This is a genomic window from Streptomyces sp. B5E4 (genome assembly GCF_039871555.1).
Taxonomy (GTDB): Bacteria; Actinomycetota; Actinomycetes; order Streptomycetales; family Streptomycetaceae; genus Streptomyces.
In genome coordinates this window covers 193,047-219,570 of the sequence record NZ_JBDPMI010000004.1, presented here as the reverse complement: position 1 = coordinate 219,570, position 26,524 = coordinate 193,047, and the positions used below count along the sequence as shown (strand labels likewise).

Annotated in this window: 20 protein-coding genes and 1 pseudogene; 14 read left to right on the top strand and 7 right to left on the bottom strand. The window is 74.0% G+C overall.

Going from position 1 to position 26,524, the window contains the following annotated elements:
* The first annotated feature begins 232 nt into the window (after positions 1–232).
* From ABGA99_RS08085 to ABGA99_RS08070, 4 genes are all read left to right on the top strand, one after another.
* A complete protein-coding gene (locus ABGA99_RS08085) occupies positions 233–1,828 on the top strand; it encodes a von Willebrand factor type A domain-containing protein (RefSeq protein WP_347576757.1) in 1,596 nt (531 codons plus the stop codon).
* Between the two features lie 241 nt (positions 1,829–2,069).
* Positions 2,070–3,188, top strand: coding sequence for a helix-turn-helix domain-containing protein (locus ABGA99_RS08080; RefSeq protein ID WP_347576625.1), 1,119 nt, complete (start codon positions 2,070–2,072; stop codon positions 3,186–3,188).
* Positions 3,189–3,386: 198 nt separating this feature from the next.
* A complete protein-coding gene (locus ABGA99_RS08075) occupies positions 3,387–4,118 on the top strand; it encodes a VTT domain-containing protein (RefSeq protein ID WP_347582404.1) in 732 nt (243 codons plus the stop codon).
* An 84-nt stretch (positions 4,119–4,202) separates the two neighbouring features.
* Positions 4,203–6,275, top strand: coding sequence for an APC family permease (locus tag ABGA99_RS08070; RefSeq protein WP_347576623.1), 2,073 nt, complete (start codon positions 4,203–4,205; stop codon positions 6,273–6,275).
* A gap of 28 nt (positions 6,276–6,303) precedes the next feature.
* Here the strand turns inward: ABGA99_RS08070 and ABGA99_RS08065 are convergent, their stop codons facing one another.
* The 4 genes from ABGA99_RS08065 to ABGA99_RS08050 form a co-directional block, all read right to left on the bottom strand.
* On the bottom strand, positions 6,304–6,963 hold the full coding sequence (locus tag ABGA99_RS08065; RefSeq protein WP_347582403.1) for a restriction endonuclease: 660 nt from the start codon (positions 6,961–6,963) through the stop codon (positions 6,304–6,306).
* Positions 6,964–7,178: 215 nt separating this feature from the next.
* Positions 7,179–8,501 carry a hypothetical protein gene (locus ABGA99_RS08060; RefSeq protein WP_347582402.1) on the bottom strand — a complete coding sequence of 441 codons (1,323 nt, stop codon included), beginning with the start codon at positions 8,499–8,501 and terminating at the stop codon, positions 7,179–7,181.
* 287 nt (positions 8,502–8,788) lie between these two features.
* Positions 8,789–9,517 (bottom strand): cupin, encoded by a 729-nt coding sequence (locus tag ABGA99_RS08055; RefSeq protein ID WP_347582401.1) that lies wholly within the window; start codon positions 9,515–9,517, stop codon positions 8,789–8,791.
* Between the two features lie 215 nt (positions 9,518–9,732).
* Complete coding sequence (locus tag ABGA99_RS08050; RefSeq protein ID WP_347576619.1) at positions 9,733–10,593, bottom strand: polysaccharide deacetylase family protein; 861 nt, start codon at positions 10,591–10,593, stop codon at positions 9,733–9,735.
* A 391-nt stretch (positions 10,594–10,984) separates the two neighbouring features.
* Here ABGA99_RS08050 and ABGA99_RS08045 point away from each other — a divergent pair, with 391 nt between their 5' ends.
* Positions 10,985–12,124, top strand: coding sequence for a site-2 protease family protein (locus ABGA99_RS08045; protein WP_347576618.1), 1,140 nt, complete (start codon positions 10,985–10,987; stop codon positions 12,122–12,124).
* Positions 12,125–12,312: 188 nt separating this feature from the next.
* Entirely contained in the window at positions 12,313–12,732 is a 420-nt protein-coding gene (gene panD, locus ABGA99_RS08040) for an aspartate 1-decarboxylase (protein ID WP_347576617.1), read from the top strand.
* 84 nt (positions 12,733–12,816) lie between these two features.
* On the opposite strand, the gene ABGA99_RS08035 is transcribed toward panD, so the two are convergent.
* Positions 12,817–13,362 (bottom strand): YceI family protein, encoded by a 546-nt coding sequence (locus tag ABGA99_RS08035; RefSeq protein WP_347576616.1) that lies wholly within the window; start codon positions 13,360–13,362, stop codon positions 12,817–12,819.
* 109 nt (positions 13,363–13,471) lie between these two features.
* Here ABGA99_RS08035 and ABGA99_RS08030 point away from each other — a divergent pair, with 109 nt between their 5' ends.
* Complete coding sequence (locus tag ABGA99_RS08030; protein WP_347576615.1) at positions 13,472–14,041, top strand: MarR family transcriptional regulator; 570 nt, start codon at positions 13,472–13,474, stop codon at positions 14,039–14,041.
* 155 nt (positions 14,042–14,196) lie between these two features.
* Here the strand turns inward: ABGA99_RS08030 and ABGA99_RS08025 are convergent.
* Positions 14,197–15,129: pseudogene (locus ABGA99_RS08025) on the bottom strand (M28 family metallopeptidase); the annotation flags it as partial.
* Between the two features lie 310 nt (positions 15,130–15,439).
* Here ABGA99_RS08025 and ppgK point away from each other — a divergent pair.
* The 6 genes from ppgK to ABGA99_RS07995 all read left to right on the top strand — a co-directional run bounded on the left by ppgK (position 15,440) and on the right by ABGA99_RS07995 (position 23,142).
* Positions 15,440–16,186, top strand: a complete 747-nt coding sequence (gene ppgK, locus ABGA99_RS08020) for a polyphosphate--glucose phosphotransferase (protein WP_347576613.1) — start codon at positions 15,440–15,442, stop codon at positions 16,184–16,186.
* Positions 16,187–16,269: 83 nt separating this feature from the next.
* Positions 16,270–18,036: a BCCT family transporter gene (locus ABGA99_RS08015; RefSeq protein WP_347576612.1), complete on the top strand. Its 1,767-nt coding sequence runs from the start codon at positions 16,270–16,272 to the stop codon at positions 18,034–18,036.
* Positions 18,037–18,183: 147 nt separating this feature from the next.
* Positions 18,184–20,379, top strand: coding sequence for an MMPL family transporter (locus ABGA99_RS08010; RefSeq protein ID WP_347582400.1), 2,196 nt, complete (start codon positions 18,184–18,186; stop codon positions 20,377–20,379).
* A 5-nt stretch (positions 20,380–20,384) separates the two neighbouring features.
* On the top strand, positions 20,385–21,674 hold the full coding sequence (locus tag ABGA99_RS08005) for a sensor histidine kinase (protein ID WP_347576610.1): 1,290 nt from the start codon (positions 20,385–20,387) through the stop codon (positions 21,672–21,674).
* 1 nt (position 21,675) lies between these two features.
* Positions 21,676–22,326, top strand: coding sequence for a response regulator transcription factor (locus ABGA99_RS08000; RefSeq protein ID WP_347576609.1), 651 nt, complete (start codon positions 21,676–21,678; stop codon positions 22,324–22,326).
* Positions 22,327–22,428: 102 nt separating this feature from the next.
* Positions 22,429–23,142: a S1 family peptidase gene (locus ABGA99_RS07995; protein ID WP_347576608.1), complete on the top strand. Its 714-nt coding sequence runs from the start codon at positions 22,429–22,431 to the stop codon at positions 23,140–23,142.
* Here the strand turns inward: ABGA99_RS07995 and ABGA99_RS07990 are convergent.
* On the bottom strand, positions 23,129–24,046 hold the full coding sequence (locus tag ABGA99_RS07990) for an alpha/beta hydrolase (RefSeq protein ID WP_347576607.1): 918 nt from the start codon (positions 24,044–24,046) through the stop codon (positions 23,129–23,131). The two genes, ABGA99_RS07995 and ABGA99_RS07990, sit on opposite strands and share 14 nt — an antisense overlap.
* A 129-nt stretch (positions 24,047–24,175) precedes the next feature.
* Between ABGA99_RS07990 and ABGA99_RS07985 the strand changes: the two genes are divergently transcribed.
* Positions 24,176–26,377 (top strand): BTAD domain-containing putative transcriptional regulator, encoded by a 2,202-nt coding sequence (locus ABGA99_RS07985; protein WP_347576606.1) that lies wholly within the window; start codon positions 24,176–24,178, stop codon positions 26,375–26,377.
* Positions 26,378–26,524 lie beyond the last annotated feature (147 nt).

Below are 26,524 nucleotides of genomic sequence, written 5' to 3'. Positions count from 1 at the left end.
GACATGTCTGCGGCATCGGGATCCGGACGGTTCCGGTGTTCCGCACCGCCTCCACCATCAACCGTCGTGTGTGCGAGGAGCTGATGCCGTGTCACTGATGCCCCGGGCCGGGATCCACGAGTCGGCGGAATAACGGCACCGAATCGCCCCCTCCTTCGTCACAGTCCCGATGAGGACGGTACGAGGGAGGGGCGCGATGAGACGCGTAGTGCTCAGGGGACTGGCAGGTCTGGTGACGGTGCCGCTGCTGCTGACGGGCTGCAGCGGAGGCGGGGAGGATACGAGGAACGAACAGCTTGCCCAAGAGGACGCGGGCTCAGGAGCCGCGCCCCCGCCGGCCCCCGAGGCGCCCTCCGTGGCCCCGGACGGCGCGTACGACACCGCCCCTGAGGCCGCGGGCGCGGGCAAGGAACGGGCGGACTCGTTCGTACCCGAGCCCGACATGGTCTCCACCTTCGCGCTCGACGTGGACACCGCCTCGTACAGCTACGCCCGCCGCACCATAGACGCCGGTTCGCTGCCGCAGCCGGACACCGTGCGCCACGAGGAGTTCATCAACAGCTTCCGCCAGGACTACCCCGCGCCCGAGGACGACGGTTTCTCCGTCACCACCGACGGCGCCCGCGCGGCGGACGACGGCTGGTCGCTGATGCGTGTGGGGCTGGCGACCCGTCCGGAGAGCAACGAGTACGGCAGGCAGGCGCGCCGGCCCGCCGCCCTGACCTTCGTCGTGGACGTCTCCGGCTCGATGGCGGAGCCCGGCCGGCTCAGCCTCGTACGGGAGGCCCTGCACACGGCGGTCGACGAGTTGCGCGACGACGACGCGCTGGCGCTCGTGGCGTTCAGCGACGAGGCCCGTACGGTGCTGCCGATGACGGCCGTGGGCGGGGCGGAGGACCGCATCCACGACGCCGTCGAGGAGTTGCAGCCCACCGAGAGCACCAATCTCGAGGCCGGCGTGGCCCGCGGCTACGACGAGGCGGTCGACGGCCACCGCAAGGGCGCCACCAACCGCGTGGTCCTCCTCTCCGACGCCCTCGCCAACACCGGCGCCACCGACGCCGACACGATCCTCGACCGCATCGCCGCGGCCCGGGAGGACTACGGCATCACCCTGTTCGGCGTCGGCGTCGGCAGCGAGTACGGCGACGCGCTGATGGAGCGGCTGACCAACCAGGGCGACGGCCACACCGCCTACGTCTCCGAGACCGACGAGGCCCGCGAGGTCTTCGTCGAGGACCTGCCGCGCAACGTCGACCTGCGCGCCCGTGACGCGAAGGCGCAGGTCGTCTTCGACCCCGACGCCGTCTCCGACTACCGGCTGATCGGCTACGACAACCGCCAGGTCGCCGACGAGGACTTCCGCAACGACGCCGTCGACGGCGGCGAGGTCGGCCCCGGCCACACCGTCACCGCGCTCTACGCCGTCCGGCTCGCCGAAGGCGCCTCCGGCGGCGTCGCGACGGCCACCGTGCGCTGGCTCGACCCCGACACCCGCGCCCCGCACGAGGAGTCCAGCACCGTCGACGCGGGCGCTCTGACCGGCGAGCTGTGGGGCGCTGCCCCGCCCCGGCTGCAGCTCACCGCGCTGGCCGCCTACTTCGCCGACGCCCTGCGCGGCGGCTCCGACGCCGGCACCACCCCCGAGCCGTACGCGGACGGCAAGGAGGGCAGCGGCACCACCGGCGCCGGGGCCCTGCCGCTGCCCGGCGCGCCCACGGTCGGCGAACTCGCCGGTCACGCCGAGGACCTGGCCGCCGAGACAGAGGACCCGGCGGTGGGCGACCTGGCCGCGACCGTCCGGCAGGCGGTCGAGCTGTCGGGCTGACGCGGGGTCACCGAGGACGCACCCTCGCGGACGGCGGACCGGCCGTGGGGGACGGACCGGCCGCGAGGGACGCGGACCGGCCGACGCGCAGGGGCGGCGGGAAGCGGGCTCCCGCCGCCCCCTCACCCCGTACGGACCGCGCTTTCCCGCCCGAACCCCCGTGCCGTACTCTGGGCGCCACATTTCCGGGACCCGGCAGCGACCGCGGTGTCCCGTCTCCAGGATCCGGCAACCGGGAGCGGTGGTGGCGCGAACGCCCGTAGCGGGGTCACCCCCCGACTTCCTCGTGGGCTACGCGGACCTGCTGGCCGACGTGTCCGCCACCGGCCGGCTGCTGCGCCGCCCCGAACTGGACGCGCTGCGCGAGCTGGGCGAGCAGGCCGCCGAGGCGGGCCGCAGCCTGCGCGAACTGGTCGCGGGACACCTCGCCGAGACCCGCCGCACCTGGGCCACCCTGCCCGGCGTGGCCAGCGCCGCGAGCGCCACCGAGCGCGCCCGCAGCGGCGACGCCGTGCTGGCCGCGGTCGAGGCGGCCGTCACGGCGCTCGGCGAGGGCCACGAGCGCGCCCAGCGGCTCGCTGTCCGGCAGGAGGAGGCCGAGCGCCGCGAGTTCGTCGACGACCTGCTCTACGGCCGCAGCGACCTCGGCCGGCTCGCCGAGCGAGCGGAGCGCTTCGGGCTGCGGCTGGCCCGCGCCCACGCCGTCGCGGTCGCCGCCGGCGAGGAGCCCTTCGCCGACGTCCACCCCCTGGTGCGGCGCATCGAGCGGGAGCTGCTGGGCCGCTTCGTCGAGCGCGACGTGCTGCTGACCACCAAGGAGGGCCAGCTCGTCTGCGTCGCCGGCAGCAGCGAGCGCGCGCTGCTCGACGCCTTCGCCAAGGTGGCCCTGGAACCGGGCAGCGGGTACGCCGGTGCCACCCGCGTCGCCATGGGCCGCGAGCACGCGGGCCCCGGCGGGGTCGTCCGCAGCTACGAGGAGGCGCTCGGGGCGCTCGACATGGCGGCCGCGCTCGGCCTCACGCAGCCCGTGCTGCAGGCCGCCGAGCTGCTGGTCTTCCCCGTGCTGCTGCGCGACCGGGCGGCGATGGCCGATCTGGTACGCACCGTCCTCGGCCCGCTCACGCAGGCCCGCGGCGGCGCCGAGCCGCTGCTCGCCACGCTGCAGACGTGCGCCGACGCCGGCTACGTCAACGCCGAGGCGGCGCGGCGGCTGGGCGTGAGCGTGCGGACGCTGTCGTACCGCCTGGACCGGATACGTACCCTGACCGGCTACGACGTGGCGGACTCCCTGCACCGCTACACCCTGGAGACCGCCGCCATGGGCGCCCGCCTGCTCGGCTGGCCGGACAAGCAGATCTAGTCACGCGCCGCGGCGAGCGCCCCGCCCTCCCGCCAGGCCCGCCGGCCGCCGCCCGGCCCCACCGCGCCCCCGGCATCCGCCCGCCCCCCACCCGTACGCGCCGCGTCCGGAACCGCACGCACCCGGCTTGCGTTCTCCCCCGTAGGTGGCCCACTCTTCTCCCTGCCGCCTGTCCCAGATGTCTGGAGTCCCGAACCCATGAACACGCTCGCGCTCGGACCGGGATGGCTGGATCCCGACTTCCTGATCGACAAGTTCGGCGTGCTCGGCGTGCTCACGATCGTCTTCGCCGAGTCCGGGCTCCTCATCGGGTTCTTCCTGCCGGGTGACTCGCTGCTGTTCACCACGGGCCTGCTGATCACCTCGGACGTGCTCGACTTCCCGCTGTGGCTGATGTGCGTGCTCATCGCGGTCGCGGCCATCGCCGGCGACCAGGTCGGCTATCTCTTCGGCCGCAAGGTCGGCCCCGCCCTCTTCAACCGCCCGGACTCCAGGCTGTTCAAACGGGAGAACGTGCAGAAGGCGCACGAGTTCTTCGAGAAACACGGCCCGAAGTCGCTGGTGCTCGCCCGCTTCGTGCCCATCGTGCGCACCTTCACCCCGATCATCGCCGGGGTCAGCCGGATGAACTACCGGCTGTTCGTCATCTTCAACGTCATCGGCGGCATCCTCTGGGGCGTCGGCGTCACCCTTCTGGGCGCCGCCCTGGGCCAGATCGACTTCGTGCACCAGAACGTCGAGGCGATCCTCATCGGCATCGTGCTGCTGTCGGTGCTGCCGATCGTCATCGAGTACCTGCGCGCCCGCAGCCGCGCCAGGAACGCGCCCCCGGCGGCCCCTTCGGCGGACGAGCAGGACGGCGACCCGGCGGCCCCCGCCGCCGACGGCGGCGACGGCGGTCCGCAGCGCGGGCGGCACGCCCGGCGTTAGGGTCGCGTCAAAACCTCGGCGTCGTCCTGGACAAAGCGCCCTTCGCTGCCCAGAGCGGTATTTCGGATCACCTACGATCGGCCCGTGCCCAAGCTGACCGAACTGCCGAAGCGCATACTGATCGGCCGCGCGCTTCGCAGTGACCGGCTCGGCGAGACGCTGCTCCCCAAGCGCGTCGCGCTCCCGGTCTTCGCCTCCGACCCGCTGTCCTCGGTCGCGTACGCCCCGGGCGAGGTGCTGATCGTCCTGTCGATCGCCGGCGTCGGCGCGTACACGTACAGCCCCTGGATCACCGGGGCCATCGTCGTGCTGATGGTCGTCGTCGTCGCCTCGTACCGCAAGACGGTGCACGCCTACCCCAGCGGCGGCGGCGACTACGAGGTCGCCACCACCAACCTCGGCCGCCGCGCCGGCCAGGTGGTGGCCAGCGCGCTGCTCGTCGACTACGTGCTCACCGTCGCGGTGTCGGTCTCCGCGGGCGTGGAGAACCTGGGCTCGGCCTGGGGGTTCGTCGCGGACAACAAAGTGCTGTGCGCGCTGATCGTCATCGGCCTGCTGACCACCATGAACCTGCGCGGCGTGAAGGAGTCGGGGACGCTCTTCGCGATCCCCACCTACGTCTTCGTCGGCAGCGTCCTGATCATGATCGCCTGGGGCGCCTTCCGCGCCCTCGTCCTCGGCGACACGATGCGCGCCCCCACCGCCGACCTGGAAGTGCACAGCGAGCACGCGGGCGGCCTCGCCGGCTTCGCGCTGATCTTCCTGCTGCTACGGGCCTTCTCCTCCGGCTGCGCCGCGCTGACCGGTGTCGAGGCGATCAGCAACGGCGTGCCCGCCTTCCGCAAGCCCAAGAGCCGCAACGCCGCGACGACGCTGGCGATGATGGGCCTGCTGGCGATCGTGATGTTCGTCGGCATCATCATCCTCGCGCTGCACACCGACGTGCGGATGGCCGAGCGGCCCGCGGAGGACCTGCTGCGGCACGGCGAGGCGGTCGGCTCCGACTTCATCCAGAACCCGGTGATCGCGCAGGTCGGCGCGGCGGTCTTCGGCGACGGCTCGCTGCCGTTCGTCGTCCTGGCGGCGGCCACGGCGCTCGTGCTGTTCCTGGCCGCCAACACGGCGTACAACGGCTTCCCCGTGCTCGGCTCGATCCTCGCCCACGACCGCTTCCTGCCACGACAGTTGCACACCCGCGGCGACCGGCTGGCGTTCAGCAACGGCATCCTCTTCGTCGCCCTGCTCGCCGGCGCCCTCGTCTACGCCTTCAAGGCCGACTCCACCCGGCTGATCCAGCTCTACATCGTCGGCGTCTTCGTCTCCTTCACCTTCAGCCAGACCGGCATGGTGCGGCACTGGAACCGCGCGCTGACCACCGAGCACCGGCCCGACGTGCGCCGCGGCATCGTGCGGTCCCGGGCGATGAACGGGTTCGGCGCGGTGTTCTGCGCGCTGGTGCTGGTGGTCGTGCTGATCACCAAGTTCAGCCACGGCGCGTGGATCGCAGTGGCAGGGATGCTCTTCTTCTACCTGGTGATGGCGGCCATCCGCCGCCACTACGACCGGGTCGCGCAGGAGGTCGCGGTCGCCGAGGGCGAGGCGGACGACGCGATGCCGCGCCCCGGGCACGTGCACTCCATCGTGCTCGTCTCCCAGTTGCACCGCCCGACGATGCGCGCGCTGGCGTACGCGAGGCTCGTACGCTCCGACAAGCTGGAGGCGCTGACCATCGGGGTCGACGCCGAGGAGACCCGGACGCTGCAGCAGCAGTGGGTGGACAGCGAGCTGGACGTGCCGCTGACCGTCATCGAGTCGCCGTACCGGGAGATCACCCGGCCGCTGATCGAGTACGTCAAGCGGCTGCGCCAGGAGAAGCCGGACACGGTGATCAGCGTCTACATCCCGGAGTACGTCGTCGGGCGCTGGTACGAGCACCTGCTGCACAACCAGAGCGCACTGCGGCTGAAGGCGCGGCTGCTGTTCACGCCCGGCGTGATGGTGACGTCGGTGCCGTATCAGCTCGGCTCCAGCGAGCGCGCCAAGCGCCGGGCGCGGCGCGGCGCGGAGTGGCAGGCGCCGGGTGCGGTACGGGGTCCGGCCCCGGCGGGCGCGCGGAAGCGGCGGGAGTCGACGGGGCGGGATCCGGCGGGGCGATAGCGGGGGCAGCGGCACGGGCCGGCCGGGGTCAGGGGCCGTAGGTGTGCTTCCAGCGGAGCCGGTGCCGGCGGTCGCCCTGGCCGGCGCCGTTCACGCGGCCGAGGGCTTCGAGGGTGGCGCCGTTGTTCCAGGTGCCCAGGTAGTCGCGGTGGACGGCGATCAGGCCGTTCTGCTTCGCGTACGTCAGGGAAGGCCCGCTGAAGTCGGCGGTGGTGACGAAGACGGCGACGGCGGCGCAGGTGTGGGTCTTGGCGCCGAGCAGGTCGCGCATGTCGCGTTCGGCGATCCGGCGGCTGGGTGCGTACCTCTTGCACTGCGTGATGAGGAGGCGGCCGTCGGGGAGGCGGGCGGTGACGTCGACGCCGTGGTCACCGGACCGGCCGACGCGGCGGACGTCGGTGCAGCCGTCCCGGCGGAGGAGACGTGCGACGTGTTCCTCGAACTCGTCGGGGGACATGGCGTCGATCTCGGGGAGGGTGCGGCGGCCGGCGCTGATCCGGTCGTCCGCGCGCCATCGGCGATCGCGGCGCCGGAGGCCGCGGTCGGTGCGCCAGAGCAGGACCGCCGTTGCCCCGACGGCGGTGGCGGCGAGGACGCCGAGGGCGTAGGGCCAGAGCGTGAACCAGTTCAGGACGAGCAACGCCAGCAGGAGTGCGCCGCCCGATGCGGCGGCCCTGAGCCGTGCCACCCGCCGCCGCCGTGCGGCCCTACGTCGCCGTCGTGCCGCCATCGCCCGCCCCCAGGTCGGTTGTCGGTGCTGTGACGTAGTGTGAGGATCGCGGCACCGGTCGTGAAGGGCGCGACTCGGCCAGAACGGCCGGCAGCCGTCTGCTCCTTTCGGTACGGGCCGTCCCGCCGTGCTCGCCCGCGCCAGGCCCGCGCCGTCCCGCTGCCACGCCGTGTTCAGAAGCCGCCGAAGCCGCCGTCTCCGAAGCCTCCGCCTCCGCCGCCGAAGTCGCCCCCGCCGAAGCCGCCGTCGAAGTCGCCGGGGCCGAAGTCGGCGCCGGTGTGGTCCCCGCCCGCGTAGCCGCTCTCGCCCATGCCGTCCGTCGCCGCCCAGCCGCCCGGGGCGTACATCATCGTTCCCAGCATCGTGCCCACCAGCAGCGCGGGGAGGAGCCCGCCGCCGAAGTAGCCGCCCGCCCAGGGGACGTACGCCGGGCCGGCGTTCCAGTACGGCTGCGGGCCGCGTGCGGTGTCGACCCTGCGGGTCATCGGCTCCTTGCCGGCGGCCAGCAGGTTCGCGTCCGCCGTGCACGCCGGCACCGTGCGCGGCGCGGCGCCCGGCGGGGTCCACTCCACGTCGGCGGTCGACGGGCCGTGGCCGGGGTCGAAGAAGCACGGGGGGCGGCGTTCGGGGAGGGGGGCGCCGGTACGGCGCGCCTCCAGGGTCGTCAGCGCGAACCGGCCCTCCTCCAGCGCCTTCGTCACCCCGCGTACGTCGGCGGGGACACCGGCCGCGTCCATGCGGGACTTGGCCTTCTCGTACGCGTCGAGCGCCTTCTGGTAGTCCGCGCGCATCGCGTCGTCCGCGGCCGGGTCGGCGGGGTCGAAGGCGATACGGGTCATCTCCTCGCCGTACGCGGTGATGTCCTCGTCGACGACGGAGCGCAGCCGCGCCAGTTCCACCCGGGCCCGCTCCGCGTCCCGGAGCCTGCCGCACTGCCGGACGAACAGGACCACGCCGACGATCAGCAGGAGCACGACGCCGACCGTGAGGGCCCCGGGGCCGCCGATGCCGGTGCTGTCGCGCCAGCCGGAGGGCGCGCTGCCGCCGGCCTGTCCGGCGGCGGCGTCGGCGAAGGTGACGAGCTGGTCGGTGGCGTTGCCCGGGTGGGCGCCGACGGCGGCGCGGCGGAGGTTGTCGACGGCCCTGGCGGACAGCACGCGGGCGTCGGCGGCGGCGCCGAAGCCGTTGCCGAGGCGGACGGCGTAGACGCCGGCGATGCCGGTACGGGAGCGGAGGTTCGGCAGTACGTCGCGGGCGGCGGCGCCCGAGTCAGCGGGGAGCACGGCGACGAAGACAGGGCTGTCCGCGTCCTTGATCCGGGCGGCGAGCGCGTTGGCCCGGTCGACGGACATCTGGCCCCGGACCTCGGGGTGGATGTAGACGGGCCGCTCGCGCAGCGCGTCGGCGGCGTCGCCGACGGTGTCCTGGGCGCGCGCGGGGGACACCGTGAGGAGTGCGGCGAGCAGGGCGAGGAGCAGGGCCAGGAACCGGTGCATATCTGACATTCTTCTCGCGGGGTGGGCGGGCGCCACCCGGGTTCCCGCCGTTGCCGCGGGGGTGGTCCCGTACGGGCGGATCGAGAGATCGGCGGGCGCGGATCGACGGGCGCTGGATGGGCGTGCGTCGGGTGGGCGTGCGTCGGGTGGACCGGGGGATGCGGTGGTGCGGCGGCGTTGTCGGAGGGGGTGCCTACCCTTGGGCGGGTGTGCGGGGAACGCGACATGGGGGCCGCCGTCGTCGTCCTGGTGACGGCCTCCCCCCGCGGTGAGACGCCGACCCTCCGCTACGTGCCGACCGTCACCGCGCCGTCCAGGTCGCACGCCTGCAGTCGCCCGCACATCCCGAAGCGCGACTTCGCCCCCGTCCGCTGCACCGACGCCGTCCGCAGGTGGGCGCCGTCCGTGCGGAGTGCGGTCAGGTGGGCGTCCGTCGCCGCCGCGGCCGCGGCCGGGCCCCGTTCCCAGCGGCCGCGCCAGTCGTCCAGGTGCGGCCGTACCAGGTCCACCGCCCGCGAGTGGAACGCCTCCAGCGGTGCCATGTCACCCGCCCGTGCGGCCCCGGCCAGTTCGGCGAAGCCGGCCAGCGCCAGGTCGCGGCGCGCCTGTGCGGACTTCTCCGGCTCCGCCGGGTCGAGGGCGGCGGCTCTGGCGTAGGCGGCGTCGTCGTGCAGGACGTCGGAGGGGAAGGGGAAGACGGCGTCGCCGGCCTCGGGCAGGCCCGCGTTCTGCATCAGGACGAGGATGTCGAGCCGGCCGTCGGCGTTGACGAGCCGGTGGATGGTGCCGGGCGTGAACCAGACGACGGCGTCCTCGACCAGCTCGGTCTCGGCGTACCCGGAGGCGGTCAGGGTCTGCACGGCACCGCGGCCGCCGAGAACGACGTACGCCTCGGTGCAGGCGAGGTGCAGATGCGGGGTGCCGCCGCGGAGGCCGTCGGGGGCCTGCCAGTCGTAGACGCGGAGCCGGGAGACGCTGACGCCGCCGGGGAGGGGCGGGAGTGCGGGATCGGCCATGGACACCAGGATGCCGCAAGCGCTTTCTACGGGCCAGCCCCCGAACCACCCGATCTCCGGCCCTCCCGCCGCGCCACCGTACGGAAGGCGGGACCGCGGGCGGTCCGTCGGCGGGCGGTTCTGTCAGGTGAGCGGCCTGCCCTTGGGCGGGTGTGCGGGAGTTGCGGGGAGATGCAGGGGATGCCGGGGGTGGAGGCGAGGTGGGCTTTCGCCGGTCATGCCGGCTGCACCAGCGTGTATCCCTCATCCAGCAGCCGCGGCAGGTAGTACTCCAACGCCCGCACCGTCGCCCACCTGTTGCCCCCGCCGTCGTGCGCCAGCACGATCGCACCCGCGTGTGCCCGCCTGAGCACGGTCGTCTCGATGAACGCCTGGTCGCGGTCGTCCCAGTCGAGCGTGTCGATGTCCCACTGGAAGGGCTCCATCTGCAGGTGTGCGCAGACCTCCAGGCTCGGTCCGTGCCACATCCCGTACGGCGCCCGCGCCACCCGCGGCGGCGCGCCCAGTTCCCTGGCCACCAGCTCGCAGGTCCGTTCCAGCTCCTCACGCACCCGCGGCGTGCTGATCAGGTCGAGCTGCGGGTGGGTGTAGGAGTGGTTGCCGACCACGTGGCCGTCGGCGGCGATCTGGCGCAACACCTCGCGGTTCCACGGGATGTTCTGGCCGATCACGAAGAACGTCGCGCGCGCCCCGTGGCGCCGCAGGATCCGCAGGATCTCCGGCGTCTGCGTCGCGTGCGGGCCGTCGTCGAAGGTGAGCGCGATCTTCTTGCCGGTCTCCCGCAGCGTGGTGTGCGGCGTCGCGCGCACGGCGACCGGCCGGGTCGGTCCCGCGATACGGGCCATGCCGCCGGACGTCGTCATCGGCGCGGTGCCGGCGCGGCCGGCGGTCGGGCGCAGCCGGGGCGACGGGCCGCCGAGCGGCTTGCCGTTCGCCAGCCCCGTTCGGGCTGCCGCCGCCCCCGACTTCGGGGCGTGCGCGTCCGGGGCGATGGCGAGCTGGTACGCGCCGAGCAGGCCGAGGCAGAGCGCGGTACGCCGGGGCACCCCCTTCGTGGCGTATTTGTCATATTTCATGACCAACTGGTCTCACGAGGGGGAGGCACGGCGGGTCAGCGACACGGGGCGCCGGGGCGAAGCACCGGATCGGGCCCCGGCGAGTGGCGGGCCGGTCCGGAACGCGGTAGTAACGGGGGCGTCTTGTGCGTTTCGGCCGCCCAGCGGGGGCCGCCCCCGCGACCGTCGCCCGCCGGGTGCCGGCCGGCCGGGACCGGGCGCCGGCCGCCGGGCGCGCCGAGGACGCCGCGGCCCTTCCGCTACGCCGAATGGCCCAGGTGGCACCCCTTCGACAGCGTGCCCGGGTCCGGACCGGGCTTCACTGGAAGCGTCGAGGACGGGGCCAGGAGCGCGGCCGTACGGCGGCTCCGCCGGTCCGTCCCGCGCCGAATGCGAGCTGAGGAGAAACGCTGTGCGGGCGACGTTCACGCTGGGGCGCATCGCCGGGATCCGGATCGGGGTCCACTGGAGCGTCGTCCTGATCTTCGGCATCATCCTGGTCGGTCTCGCGCAGGGCCAGCTCCCGGACGCCGATCCGGGCCGTCCCCGGGTGCTGTACTGGGCTGCGGGCCTGGTGGCCGCCGTGGTCTTCTTCGTCTCCCTCCTCGCCCACGAGCTCGCGCACGCCGTGGTCGCCCGGCGCAACGGCGTGTCCGTGGACGACATCGTGCTGTGGCTGCTGGGCGGAGCGGCCCGGTTGAAGTCGGAGGCGTCGAACCCGGGTGCCGAACTGCGGATCGCGGGTGTCGGCCCCCTGGTCAGCCTCCTGCTGGGCGGACTCTTCGTGCTGGGCACCTGGCTTGTTCACCTCGCGTCCGCGCCCGACCTCGTGGTGCAGGTGATGGGGTGGCTGGCGGGCATCAACCTGCTGCTCGCCGTCTTCAACGCCCTGCCGGCCGCACCGCTGGACGGCGGGCGGCTGCTGCGCGCGCTGCTGTGGTGGCGTACGGGAGACCGGTTGCGGGCGACCGCCGGGGCCACCGCGGCGGGCCGCGCGCTGGGCTGGGTGCTCATCGTGCTGGGGTTCGTGGTGTTCCTGCGCGGCGGCGCGTTCGGCGGACTCTGGCTGGCCCTGATCGGCTGGTTCCTCGTCGGGGCCGCCACCGCCGAGGGCCGGCAGGCGCAGTTGCGCGGAGTGCTCTCCGGTGTCCCCGTGCGGAACGCCATGACGCCGGATCCGGTCGTGGTGCCCGAGGCCCTGGACGTCGCGCATCTGCTGGACGACCCGCTCTACCGGCACTCGGCGTTCCCGGTCCTCGGCGAGAGCGGGGAACCGGTCGGTCTGGTGACGTTGCGCGGTGCCGGACACGTACGGCCGGACCACGGCGGGACGGTGAGCGTGGGCGAGGTGATGGTGCCGCTGCCGGAGCTCGTGGTCGTCGGCCCGGACGACTCCCTCGCCGACCTGCTGCCCCGCATGGAGCCCGGCCCCGAGCACCGCGTCCTGGTCACGGAGGAGGGCAGACTCGTCGGGATCCTGTCGCTGTCGGACATCAGCCGGACGGTGAGGTACCTGGCGGAGACCACGCCCCGCGCGAGAGGGGGCCCCTGACCGCGAGCCGGGCTTCCGGCACTCCGGCCCGTCGAAGCCCCGGCGGGCATCCGTCCCGTATGCCCGCGCCCGTACGGAGCCGTGCGGTGGTGTCGCTCACAGTTCGCCGCTCACGGGACCGGTGCGGTGCGGCGCGGTGGTTACCCTGGCGTCGCTCCCGTACCCCCTGACCGCAGGCGAGGCCGCACGTGTTCCGGACGATGCTGAAGTCCAAGATCCACCGCGCCACCGTGACGCAGGCCGACCTGCACTACGTCGGGTCCCTCACCGTCGACGAAGACCTGATGGAGGCCGCGGATCTGCTGGCCGGCGAGCAGGTCGACGTGGTCGACATCGACAACGGCGCCCGGCTCACCACCTACGTCATCGCCGGCCCGCGCGGCAGCGGTGTCATCGGCATCAACGGCGCGGCGGCCCGGCTGGTCAGCCCCGGCGACCTCGTGATCGTCATCAGCTACGCGACGGTGGCCGACGCGGAGGCGAAGGCGCTGCTGCCGCGGATCGTGTTCGTGGACGGCGACAACCGCCCCGTCCGGCACGGCTCGGACCCGGCCGAGGCGCTGCCCGGCACGGGAACGGTGCGGGGCGACTCCCTGGCCGGCGACTGAGCGGACGTCACCGGCGGGGTCGCCCCGCACCGTGGTGGGCACGGCGGGCGGCGCCTCGGCCGCCCGCTGTCGTGCGCGTGGGCCTCAGGAACGGCCCGCCTCGATGTCCAGCGTGATCTTGATCTTGTCGCTCACGGCCGCGCCGGCCGCGCCACCGGTGACGCCGAAGTCGGAGCGGCTGATCTCGGTGCTCGCGGAGAACCCGACGACCATGCTGCCCTCCTGCATGCCCGGCGCGAAGCCGCCGACCTCGGTCTCCAGGGTCACGGGGCGGGTGACGCCGCGCAGCGCCAGGTCGCCGTCGATCAGGTAGACGCCGTCCTTCTCGCGGATGCCGGTCGAGGTGAAGGTCATCTCGGGGTACGTCTCGACGTCCAGGAAGTCCGCCGTGCGTACGTGGTCGTCGCGCATGTCGTTGCGCGTGTTGATCGAGGTGGTCTGGATGACCGCGTTGACCTCGGACTGCAGCGGGTCCTCGTGGGTCACGATGGTGCCCTCGACGTGGTCGAACGTGCCGCGGACCCGCGTGACGCCCAGGTGCCGGACGACGAAGGAGACGTCGGAGTGCACCGGGTCGATGGTCCAGGTACCGGTCTGGTAAGCGGGGATCCGGTCGGCGTGAGTGGTCATGGGGATATTCCTCTTCCGTAGCGGTGCCCACCACTGGGCGAGTGGTTGAACTTTCACTCAAACCGTAACACGCTCTGGTTGAGGACTCAACTATAGGTATGCTGGACACATGAACGACGTACGCTGGCTCACCGATGACGAACAGCGGATATGGCGCCTCTTCATGAACGCCGTCCGCGATTTCAACGCGCATCTGGACCGCCAGTTGCGGCGCGACTCCGGGATGCCCGTGGCGTACTACGAGATCCTGGTGCACCTCTCCGAGGCCCCCGGGCGCAGCCTGCGGATGAGCCAGCTCGCCGAACAGGCCCGCTCCTCGCGCAGCCGGCTGTCCCACGCGGTGGCGGCGCTGGAGAAGGCGGGGTACGTCTCCCGCTGTACCACCGACGCCGACCGCCGCGGGTCCGTGGCGCAGCTCACCGACGCCGGGTTCGCCGTGCTGGAGGCGGCGGCGCCGGGCCATGTGACGGAGGTGCGCAAACACCTCTTCGACGTGCTCACGCCCGAGCAGCAGCAGAAACTCGGCGAGATCAGCGGCGCGGTGCAGGAGGGGCTGCGGCCGATCTGTGCGCTGGCGCGGGCCGAGGACGTGGAGGACGCCGAGGAGGCCGGGGGTGCCGAGGGCGCGGAAGACGCCGCGGCCGGGGTCACCGCCCGGGAAGCCGTCACGGAAGCCTGACGCCCGCCGCCGCCTGACGGCCGGGCCGCCACGCTCCGGCCCCGCCGCTCCGTCCCGGCCCCCGTCCCGCCGTGGCGCCGCGCCGGTGCCCGCCCCGCCGCCGGGGAGCGTGTCCGCCGCAGCGGAGCGGGCAGCGTACGGAGGCGTTACTCGGCCAGTGTCCATACCGCGTGTGCGAGCGCATCGCTGTTGCGGTTGAGCGCGGTGTCGTTCACGTTCGACGTGGTGTCGCAGGAGCTGTGGTAGCACCGGTCGAAGGCCTGGCCGGCCGTGCCGCCCCACTTCGCCGCCTGCGCCGCCGACTTCGTCCGGCTCGCGCCGGTGAACAGCCCGCCGACCGGCACGCCCGCGCTCTTGAACGCCGCGTGGTCCGACCGGCCGTCGCCCTCGGTCTCGATCTCGGTGGGGACGCCGAGGCCGGCGTAGTAGTTCTTGAAGACCGTCTCGATCTGCGGGTCGTCGTCGTAGACGAAGTACCCGGGGTTGGGCGAGCCGATCATGTCGAAGTTCAGGTAGCCGGAGAGCTTGGCGCGGTCGGCGGCCGGCAGGTTGCCGACGTAGTACCGCGAGCCGACCAGGCCCAGTTCCTCCGCGCCCCACCAGGCGAAGCGCAGGTGCTCGCGCGGCTGGAAGCCGGACCTGGCGACGGCCAGCGCGGTCTCCAGGACGGCGGCGGAGCCGGTGCCGTTGTCGTTGATGCCGGGGCCCGAGGAGACCGAGTCGAGGTGCGCGCCGGCCATGAGGACCTGGTTCGCGTCGCCGCCCGGCCAGTCGGCGATGAGGTTGTAGCCGGTGCCGCCGCCGGCGCTGAACTGCTGGATCCTGGTGGTGAATCCGGCGGCGTCCAGCTTCCCCTTCACGTAGTCGAGCGAGGCCCGGTAGCCGGGGCGGCCGTGGGCGCGGTTGCCGCCGTTGGCGGCGGCGATGGACTGGAACTGGGACAGGTGCGCCTTGACGTTCGCCACGGGTATGTCCGGCGCCTGCTGGGGCGCGACGCGTGCCGCGGGCGCGGCGGTTGCGGTGCCGGCCGCCTGCTGCGCCGAGGGTTCCGCGGCGACCGCGGCCGGCACGAGCAGCGCGGTCAGCAGCCCGCCGGCGAGGAGCGCGGCGGCCGGCCGCGACCTGGGACGTGTACGACGGAGGGGCATGGGTGCTCCCAACGGTGGGGGATTGTCGTGCACATGAGGCTGGCGGAGCGGTTGAGGCCGCGTCAAGAACCCATCCGGTCGCGCAAAACCGGTTATCGGACAGGTGGTGTACGCGGCCACCCGCCGTCGTGCGCAGTGCACCCGGTCGTACGCGGACGGGCCGGCCCGCGCCGCCGCCCGCCCCGGTTCGTACGATCCCGCCGACCGTCCTGACCGGCTCCGGGCCCCCACCGCCGTATCGTCTGTGGCTATGAACATCATGGGAGTCGACATCGGCGGCTCGGGCATCAAGGGCGCCCCGGCCGACCTGGACACGGGCACCCTCGCCGAGGAGCGGCACAAGGTGCTCACCCCGCATCCCGCGGACCCCGACGCCGTCGCCGAGGGCGTCGCCGCGGTCGTCGAGCACTTCGCCGGGCACGACGGGCCGGTCGGCGTCACCTTCCCCGGAGTCGTCACCGACGGCGTCGTCCGTACCGCCGCCAACGTCGACAAGAGCTGGGTCGACGTCGACGCCGCCGCCCTCCTCGGCGACCGCCTCGGCCGCCCCGTCCACCTCGTCAACGACGCCGACGCCGCCGGCATCGCCGAGCTGACCTTCGGCGCCGCCCGCGGCCGCACCGGCACCGTCATCGTGCTGACCTTCGGCACCGGCATCGGCAGCGCCGTCTTCACCGGCGGCCGGCTCGTCCCCAACACCGAGCTGGGCCACCTGGAACTGCACGGCCACGAGGCGGAGAAGCGCGCCTCCGCCAAGGAGCGCGAGGACAAGGACCTGAGCTGGAAGCACTGGGCCCACCGGGTGCAGCGCTATCTCGCCCATCTGGAGATGCTCTTCACGCCCGAGCTGTTCGTCATCGGCGGCGGCGTGAGCCGCAAGGCGGACAAGTTCCTCGACGACATCACCGGCATCCGCGCCGCCGTCGTCCCCGCCGAGTTGCAGAACAACGCGGGCATCGTCGGCGCCGCCATGGCCGCCGCCGCAGCCGCGCGCTGAGCCGCCGGTCCCCGGCGCTCCCGCCGCTCTCCCCTATGGTGAGTGGGTTCTGCACACGGAGCGTAGGGAGAAGGTGACCGCACGTGCTCGACGAACGGGTGGAGACGCCCGCGGAAGGCGGCGGCGCACCGGGGCGCGCACCGCGTACCGACGCGGTGGTCTTCGGGGTCGCCGCCGCGCTGACGCTGGCGTTCGTCATCTGGGGCGCGGTGGCGACGGACTCCCTCAAGGACGTCTCCACCTCTCTGCTCAACGACACGATGCACTACGGCGGATGGGCCTTCGTGCTCGCCGCCTCCGGCTTCGTGATCTTCGCGCTGTGGCTGGCCTTCAGCCGCTACGGCCGCATCACCCTGGGCCGGGAGGGCGAGCCGCCGGAGTTCCGCACCGTGTCGTGGGTGGCGATGATGTTCAGCGCCGGCATGGGCATCGGCCTGATGTTCTACGGCGTGAACGAGCCCCTTGCGCACTTCGCCACCCCGCCGCCGGACACCGTCTCCGCCAGCGCCGGTGCCGCCTCGCGGATGGAGGTCGCGATGGCGACCACCCTCTTCCACTGGACGCTGCACCCCTGGTCCATCTACGCCGCCGTCGGCCTCGCCATGGCGTACAGCGTCTTCCGCCGCAACCGCCGGCAGACCATCAGCGCCGTCTTCACCCCGCTCATCGGCCCGCGGCACGCCAACGGCGGCGTCGGCAAGGTCATCGACATCCTCGCCATCTTCGCCACCCTCTTCGGCTCCGCCGCCTCGCTCGGGCTCGGCGCGCTGCAGATCGGCAGCGGCGTCAGGGAGGTCGGCTGGACATCGGAGGAGGTCGGCGAGGGGCTGCTGATCCTCGTCATCGGCGTGCTCACCGCCGCGTTCGTCGCCTCCGCGGTCTCCGGCATCGAGCGGGGCATCCAGTGGCTGTCGAACATCAACATGGTGCTCGCCGCGGCGCTCGCCGTGTTCGTCTTCATCGCGGGGCCGACGATCCTGATCCTCGACCTCATTCCGACCTCGATCGGCTCGTTCTTCGCCGATCTGCCGCAGATGATGGCGCGTACGGAGGCCAGCGGCGGCTCGGACGTGGCCGGCTGGCTGTCGGGCTGGACGGTCTTCTACTGGGCGTGGTGGATCTCGTGGACGCCGTTCGTCGGCATGTTCATCGCGCGCATCAGCCGGGGGCGGACCATCAGGCAGTTCGTCGGCGGCGTGATCCTCGTGCCCAGCGTCGTCAGCCTCCTGTGGTTCTGCATCCTCGGCGGCACCGCGATGCAGCAGGAGGCCCGCGGGGCGGGCATCACCGAGGAGTCGACGCAGGAGGGGCAGTTGTTCGCGGTGCTCAACGCGTACCCGATCGCCGGCGTCACGACGCTGCTGGTGATGGTCCTCGTCGGCATCTTCTTCGTCTCCGGCGCGGACGCCGCGTCGATCGTGATGGGTGCGCTGTCGCAGAAGGGGACGCTGGAGCCGACGCGCGTGGTGGTCGTGGTCTGGGGTGTGCTGACCGGCGCCGTCGCCGCCGTCATGCTGCTGGTCGGGGGCGGCGGGGACGCCGCGCTGACCGGCCTGAAGAACCTCACGATCCTCGTCGCGGTGCCGTTCACGCTGGTGATGATCGTGCTGTGCGTGGCGCTGATGCGCGATCTGCGGCACGACGAGCTGATCCTCATCGGCGAAGAGGGCGAACAGGCGGTCGAGACGGCGGTACGGGCCGGACACCAGCACTACGACGGGGAGTTCGAGCTGCAGATCCGCGGGCTCGCGAGGCGGCTGCGGGGCGGCCGGGCCGGGGGCCGGGACCGTAGCGACGGTGACGGCGGGGGTGAGGGACCGGGACCGCAGGACGGGCGGCCCGCGGACTGAGCGACGGGGCCCGGGGCCCGGTGCGTACGAGCCGGCAGCCCGGCCCGTACGCACCGGAGCGCCCGGCAGGGTCCACCGACCGGTGGACCCCCGGTTCCACCGGTCGCGGCTGTCGGGAACAGGGCCGCGGTCGCGAGCATTTCCGGCATGAGAAATCTCCCTGTGCGCACGGCCCGCTGGAGCGCCCGGCACCCATGGCGCGCGATCGTCGGCTGGTTCGCCTTCGTCGTCCTCTGCCTGGGCGCCGGCATCTCCGTCGGCGGCAACCCCGCCACCACCGAGGACTTCCGGGTCGGCGAGGCCGGCCGCGCCGAGCAGTTGGCGACCGAGGGCGGCCTGGAGCGCAAGCCCACCGAACACGTCCTCATCCGCGCCGAGTCCGGCCGGTCCCTCGACCCCGCCGCCGCCCGCGCCGCCGCCCGGGACATCACCGACCGGATGGAGCGGCTGCCCGAAGTGGCGTCCGTCGCCGCGCCCGTACGCTCCGCGAACGGCGACGCGCTGCGGGTGCCGGTCGTACTGAAGGGGGCCGAGCTGGACGGGAAGAAGAACGTCGGGCCCCTGCTGGAGCAGACCGGGAAGGCGGCCGCGGCGCACCCCGGCGTCGTCGTCGAGGAGACCGGCTCGCCCGCGATCAGCCAGGGCGTCAACGACCAGCGCGCCGAGGACCTGGCGCTCTCCGAACGCATCTCGCTGCCCGTCACGCTCGTCACGCTGCTCGTCGTCTTCGGGTCCGTCGTCATGGCCGGCGTGCCGCTGCTGCTGGCGCTGACGTCGATCGCCGCGGCGCTCGGCCTGTCGATGCTGGCCTCCCACCTGCTGCCCGACCCGGGCGTCGGCACCAACCTGATCCTGCTCATCGGCCTCGCCGTCGGCGTCGACTACACGCTCTTCTACCTCAAGCGCGAGCGCGAGGAACGCGCCCGCGCCGAGGGCACGCTGTCGTCCGCGGCCCTCGTCGAACTGGCGGCGTCGACGGCGGGGCGCGCCATCGTCGTCTCCGGCCTCGCCGTCATCGTCTCCACCGCCACCCTCTACCTCGCCACCGACGTCATCTTCTCCTCCCTCGCCACGGGCACGATCCTCGTCGTGGCCGTCGCCGTCGTCAGCTCGCTGACGGCACTGCCCGCGCTGCTCGTGACGATCGGCCGCCGCACCGAGCGGAGGGCCGCACGCCGCGAGGCCCGCGGGACCGCCCGGCGGCAGCGCCGGCAACGCCCCGAGCACGGCAGGATCTTCGCCGCGCTGCTGCGGCCCGCGCAGCGGCGTCCCGTCGCCACCCTGGTCGTCTCCGTGCTGGCCATGGTCGCGCTCGCCGTGCCCGCGCTCGGCATGAAGCTCGTGGACCCCGGCAAGGACACCTTCTCCCGCGACATCCCGGCCATGCAGACGTACGACCGGCTGACCGCCGCCTTCCCCGAGCTGAAGGTGCAGCACGAGGTCGTCGCCCGGGCCGCGGCGGAGCGCGCCCCCGAGGTACGGCGAGCGCTGGCCGAGCTGGGCCGGCGGGCGGCGGCCGACCCGCTGTTCGTCCGGGACGCCGAGCCCGCGGTACGTACCTCACCGGACGGCCGGACCAGCGTGCTCGTGCTCTCCGTACCGCACTTCGCCAACTCCCGGCCCGCGAAGGACTCGCTGCGGCACCTGCGCGACGACCACCTGCCCGCCACCGCCGGGCGGCTGGCCGGCGTCGAGACCGCCGTCAGCGGGGACGTCGCCCGCGGCGTCGACTACGTCGAGGACGAGCGCGACAAGCTGCCGCTGGTCATCGGGGCCCTGCTGCTGCTCACCTTCGTGATGACGGTGATCGCGTTCCGCTCGGTGGTGATCGGGCTGGTCGGCGTCGCACTGAACCTGCTCTCCGCCGCCGCCGCGCTCGGCGCGCTCGTCGTCGTCTTCCAGGGCACGTGGGCCGAGGGCCTGCTCGACTTCGACTCGATGGGCGCGATCGCCTCCCGGGTGCCGCTGTTCCTCTTCGTGATCCTCTTCGGGCTGTCGATGGACTACCAGGTGTTCGTGGTCAGCCGGATCAAGGAGGCCCGGGACGCCGGGATGCCGGCGCGGGAGGCGGTGATCGCGGGCATCGGCGCGTCGGCGAAGGTCGTGACCAGCGCGGCGGTCGTGATGGTCACCGTGTTCGCCGGGTTCGTCGCGCTGCATCTGACCGAGATGAAGCAGATGGGCTTCTGCCTGGCGCTCGCCGTGCTGCTCGACGCGGTGGTGATCCGGTTGATGGTGCTGCCCGCGACTCTGCTGCTCCTCGGCGAGCGGGCCTGGTGGCGGACGCCGCGCCGGCCCGCCGCGACCGAGCCGACGGCACGTACGTTCGAGAACGTAGCCTGACCGGCATGCTTCCTCCACCACGGCGCGGGGACCCCCTCTGGATCTGGATGCTCCACGGCTGGGACGTCTTCTCCTGGGCGATCATCGGTCTGCTGACCCTGGTCACGATCCTGGGAGACGTCCCGGCGGGGGACCGGTACGGATCGCTCGCGCTCGTGGCCCTGCTCGCCCTCGGCTACGCCGTCGTGCGCAGCCGCCCCGGGAACCCGGTGCGGCTCGCGTACGGCTACCTGGTCCTGCTGATCCTCGTCCTGGGTGTGCTGTCGTGGCTCCGCGACGGGTTCGGCGTGCTCTACACGGTGACGCTGTCCCAGTTCGTGATCTTCGTGGACAGCATGCGCGCCGCCGTCGTCTGCAGCGGCCTCGGCGCCGTCGCGATCACCCTCGGCGGCTCGCTGCGCGACGGCTGGGGCGTCGACAGCCTCGCCACCAACGCCCTCTCGTCCGTCGCCGTCTACGCCGTCAGCGTCGTGATCGCGCTGCTGACGCCCCGGGCGCTGGCGGTGCGCGACGAGCGCGCCCGGTTGCGCAGCCGGCTGGCCGACGCCGAACAGCGGCTCGTGGAGGCGCAGAAGCGGCAGGGCGCCGCCGAGGAGCGGGAGCGTATCGCCCGGGAGATCCACGACACCCTCGCGCAGGGCTTCGCCTCGATCGTCGTACTCGCCGAGGCGGCGCGCGCCGGGCTGGCCGCCGAGCCCGCCAAGAGCGCGCAGCAGTTGCAGTCCATCGAACGCACCGCCCGCGAGAACCTCGCCGAGGCGCGCGTCCTGGTCGGTGCCGCCCCGCGCAGCGGTGTCGCCGCCGGTTCCGTCGCCTCCACGCTGCGGCGCACCCTGGACCGCTTCGCCGAGGACACCGGGCTCGTCGTCGAGGCCGAACTGCCGGACGTCGACTGCGACCAGCCGGCCCGGATCGCGCTGCTGCGCTGTACGCAGGAGTCGCTGGCCAACGTGCGCAAGCACGCGGAGGCGTCGACGGTCGGGGTGGTGCTGGCGGCGGGCCCGGAGGGCATCGAACTGGAGATCACCGACGACGGGAAGGGGTTCGTGCCGGCCGCGGCGGGGCGGGGCTCTGCCGGCGGTGACGGCCGCAAGGGCCCCGGGCCGGACGGCGCCGTGCCGGCCGGGGGCTTCGGGCTGGACGGGATGCGCCGGCGGCTCGCCGAGTTCGGCGGCGAGCTGACCGTGACCAGCTCGCCCGGTGACGGAACCCGCATACTCGTCACCGTTCCCGCCGCCGGGACCGCCGCGGGCGGCACGCAGGCGATCGGAAGCGCCACGGACGGAGAGTTCTGACATGACGACGACACCCCCGCACGCCGCGCCGCTTCGCGTCGTCCTGGCCGACGACCACACCGTGATGCGCGCCGGTCTCGTGGCGCTGCTCGCCGCCGAGCCCAGCATCGAGGTCGTCGGCGAGGCCGGCGACGGCCGCGAGGCCGTCGCGCTCGTCGCCCGCCTCGACCCGGACGTCGCCCTGCTCGACCTGCGGATGCCGCAGCTCGACGGCGTCGGCGCCACCGCCGCGATCGTCGCGGCGGGGCGTACCCGGGTGCTGATCCTCACCACGTACGACACGGACAACGAGATCGAGCGCGCGGTCGAGGCCGGTGCCACCGGGTATCTGCTCAAGGACGCCACCCGCCCCCAGTTGGTCGACGCCATCCACGCCGCCTCCCGCGGGGAGACGGTCCTCGCGCCCCGCGTGGCCCAGCGCCTGGTCGCGAAGATGCGCAGCCCGGCCCCGGTGACGCTCACGCCGCGCGAGTCCGACGTCCTGGCCGGCGTGGCCGAGGGGCTGTCGAACGCCGAGATCGGCAAGCGCCTCTTCATCGGCGAGGCCACCGTGAAGACCCACCTGCTGCGCATCTTCGCCAAGCTCGACGTCAGCGACCGGACGCGCGCGGTGGTCGTCGCCCTGGAGAGCGGCCTGCTGCCGGGCCGCTGAGACCCGGTGCTTCCCGGCCGCTCCCGACACGCCCCCTTCCTGGTTCCCCGTGCCGCGAGCACAATGCGGTCGAGACCGCCGCCGCCCGGAAGGCAGGGACCCGTGAGCCGACGCCGTACCGCTTCGCCGTTACGCACCATCGCCACCGCCGCCGTGCTCGCCGTCCTCGGCGCGCTGCTGACCGTGCTCGCCCCGCCCGCCTCGGCGCAGTCCGCCTCGGCGCACCCCGCCGCGGCGACCGCGGTGCGCGGCGGCGACGCGCTGTACGGGGCCTCGTACGCCTGCACGCTGGGCTTCAACGCGGTGAGCGGCGGCGCCTCGTACGGCATCATCGCCGGCCACTGCGCGAACGGCGGCGGCAGTTGGGCCGTCGACACGGAGAGCGGCCGCGTCGGTGTCGGCGTGACCGCGGGGTCGAGCTTTCCCAGCAACGACTACGGCCTGGTCCGCTACACCAACACCTCCGTGTCGTACCCCGGCGAGGTCAAGGGCAGCGGCGGTGCGCCGGTGGACATCACCGGCGCCGTCGACCCGTCGCCGGGGATGTCGCTGTGCCACTACGGCCGGGTCGGCGGCTACCGCTGCGGCACGGTGCAGGCGGTCAACCTCACCGTGAACTTCCCCGGCGGGGTCGTCTCCGGCCTGTTCCGCTCCACCATCTGCTCGGAGCCCGGCGACACCGGCGGACCGGCGTTCTCCGGCGGCCGGGCGGTCGGCATCATCGTCGGCAGCAGCGGCAACTGCACCAGCGGCGGCGTGACGTACTACCAGCCGGTCAAGGAGATCCTGGCGGCCTACGGGCTCACGCTGTCGTAGCCGCGGGCGTACGGGCGAGGAGGTCGCGCAGCGCCGCGGCGACCTCGTCCGGCGCCTCCTCGGCCATGAAGTGCCCGCAGGTCACGGTGGCGTGCCGCAGGTCGGGGGCCCAGGCGCGCCACCGCGCGGCGGCGTCGAAGCCGAGCGCGGCACCCCAGTCCTGCTGCAGGACGGCGACGGGCATGCGCAGCCGGTTGCCCGCGTCGCGGTCGGCGGTGTCGTGCGCGACGTCGATGCCCGCGGAGGCGCGGTAGTCCGCCACGATCGACGGCACCGCGGTGCGGGACGCCGCCAGGTACGCGGCGCGTACGTCGTCGGGTATCGCGTCCGCGCCGCCGGACCAGATGTCGAGGAAGTGACCGAAGAACGCGTCCGGGGCGGCGGCGATCATCTCCTCGGGCAGGCCGGGCGGTTGCGCCATGAGGTACAGGTGGAAGCCGACCGCCGCCGACACCCCGTGCATCACGTCCCACATGTCGAGCGTCGGCAGTACGTCCAGGCACGCCAGGTGGGTGACCGCGCCGGGGTGGTCGAGCCCCGCGCGGAACGCCACCAGCGCGCCGCGGTCGTGCCCCGCGAGCGCGAAGCGCTCGTACCCCAGCGCGCGGGCGAGCGCGATGATGTCGTCGGCCATCGTGCGCTTCGCGTACGCGCCGCCGCCGGGCCCGCCGGCCGCCTCCGCCGGCTTGTCGCTGGCGCCGTAGCCGCGCAGGTCGGGGCAGATCACGGTGTGGTCGGCGGCGAGCCGGGCGGCGACGTGCCGCCACATGAGGTGGGTCTGCGGGAAGCCGTGCAGCAGCACGACGGGGCTGCCGTCGGGGTTGCCGCCGACGGCGGCGCTGAGGGCGACGCCGTCGGCGACGGGGACACGCCGGTAGTCGAAGCCGGGGATGCGGGGTGACATCGGGGGATTCCCTTCGTAGCCGATCGTTGTCCCCAGCGTGCGCGGCGCGGATGAGCAGCGGATGAGCGCGCTGTACGGTGGCGCCCGGCGGGCCCCGGGCGGGGCCGGCGTCGGGAGAGGTGGTCGGCGGTGCGGGTCCTTTTCGGCGTACTGGGGCCGGTCACGGCCTGGGACGGCGACGGGGAGGGAGCCGGAGGCCCGGAGGGCGGCGCGATCGCGCTGAAGGGGCCGCGGCACCGGGCCGTCCTCGCCCGCCTGATCGTCGCCCGGCGCCGCGTCGTCCCGGTCGGCCTGCTGGTCGAGGACCTGTGGACCGACCCGCCCGCGGACGCCGTGGGCGCGGTACGCACCTTCGTCGCCGCACTGCGCCGCGCCCTCGAACCCGACCGCCCGCCGCGTGCGCCCGCGCGGCTGCTGATCACACAGGGCCCGGGGTACGCGCTGCGCGCCGAACCGGACGCCGTCGACGCCTGGCGCTTCGAGAGCGCGGTGGCCGGGGCGAGGGACCTGCCGCCGGGGGCCGCGGCGGCGCGGCTTGACCAGGCGCTGGGCTGGTGGCGCGGCCCCGCATACGCGGAGTTCGCCAACCTGCCGTGGGCCCGCACCGAGCGCTCCCGTCTCGCGGAACTGCGGCTGCACGCGGTCGAGTTGCACGCGGAGGCCCGGTTGTCCCTGGGCCTCGCCGCCGAGACCGCGGCGGACCTGGACGCCCACGTGGCCGAGCACCCCTGGCGCGAGGACGCCTGGCGCCTGCTGGCCCGGGCCCTGTACCGCGCGGGCCGCCAGGCCGACGCGCTCGCCGTGCTGCGCCGGGCGCGCACGATGCTGGGCGAGCAGTTGGGCGTGGACCCGGGCCCGGCACTGCGGCGGCTGGAGGCGGACATCCTGGCGCAGGCGGACCACCTGGAAGGGCGGGCCGCGGGCGGGGACGGCGGTGGTCCGGCCGGAACGGCGGATGCGGCGGCGCCCGGTGCCGGCCGCGGTGGCGGTGGTGGTGAGTCGGACGAGGGCGGCGGTTCCGGTCGTGGCGGGAGCGTGCTCGGCGAGCGGACCGGTGCCGGGCCGGACGGCGCGGCGGCCGGCGGCGGTGAGGGCGAGGAGGCACGGCGGGTGTGGACCGAGGCGGCGGCCGCGTACGACCGGGCTGTCGGCGGCGGGGCGCGGGCGCGGCTGGAGTCGACCGTGGGGCTGCTGCGCAGCCTCGCCGTCACCGGGGGCGGCGGGCTGCAGGCCGCCCGGCGGCACCGGGTGGCGGCCGTCGAGGCGGCCGAGGAGTCGGGCGACCCGGAGCTGACCGCCCGGGTCATCGGCGCGTACGACGTGCCCGCCGTCTGGACCCGCGTCGACGACCCGGAGCAGGCGGCGCGTGTCGTGGCCGCGGCCGAACGCGCCCTCGCCGCGCTGCCGCCCGCCGAGCACGCCGCGGTACGGGCCCGGCTGCTGGCCACCGTCGCCGTCGAGTCCCGCGGCACCCGCTCCGCGCGCGGGCCGCAGGCCGCCCGGGAGGCGGAGCGGCTGGCCCGCGGCCTGGACGATCCGGCGCTGCTGGCCTTCGCGCTCAACGGCGTGTTCATGCAGACCTTCGAGCGCACCGGTCTGGCCGCGGTACGGGACGGGACCGGCGCCGAGCTGGTCGAACTCGCGGCCCGGCACGGCCTCGTGACGTACGAGGTGCTGGGCCACCTCATCCGGCTCCAGGCCCGCGCCGCGCTGGCGGACTTCCCCGGCGCCGACGCGCACGCCGCCGCGGCGGACCGGCTCGCCGAACGCCACGAACTGCCGCTGGTCGCGGTGTTCACCCACTGGTACGCGGCCCTCCGCCTGGCCGAGACCGGCACCCCGCCCCGGTACGCGCATGCGCCCGCCGAGGCCGGGGCCGCCTACCGGGCTGCCGCCGTGCTCCTCGACGGGGCCGGGATGCCCGGCCTGGAGCGAGGGCTGCTGCCGTTGGCGCTGCTCTGTCTGCGGCTACGGTGCGGGCTCGCCCCGTCCGCCGGCGGCGACGCCGACTGGGGGCCGTACGAGCCGTGGGTACGGCCCCTCCTCCTGCTGGGCGAGGGGCGGCGGGCCGAGGCGGCGACGGCGCTGCGGGCCGCGGGTGAGCCGCCGCGGGACCTGATGCAGGAGGCCGCCTGGTGCCTCGTCGCGCGGGCCGCCGTCGAACTCGGCGACCGCGAGACGATGGCGCGCGCCCGCGACCGGCTCGCCCCCGCGGCGGGCGAGATCGCCGGTGCCGGGACCGGGCTGCTGACCCTGGGGCCCGTCGACGGGCACCTCGCCGCGCTCACCGCCGCCCTGGGCGGCGCCCCGCGGGCCACCTGGGTGTATTGATCACGAGCGTTGCCGACTGGCGTGGGGCCCGCCGGTATCGAGGGGCACTCCGGGCGAATGCGGCTCTGATCCGGGCGGTCCACTCGGCGGCGCGTTCGCGTACTGCTATGTCGCCCTGGCCTGAGCACGGTCCCGGCACGTCGACTG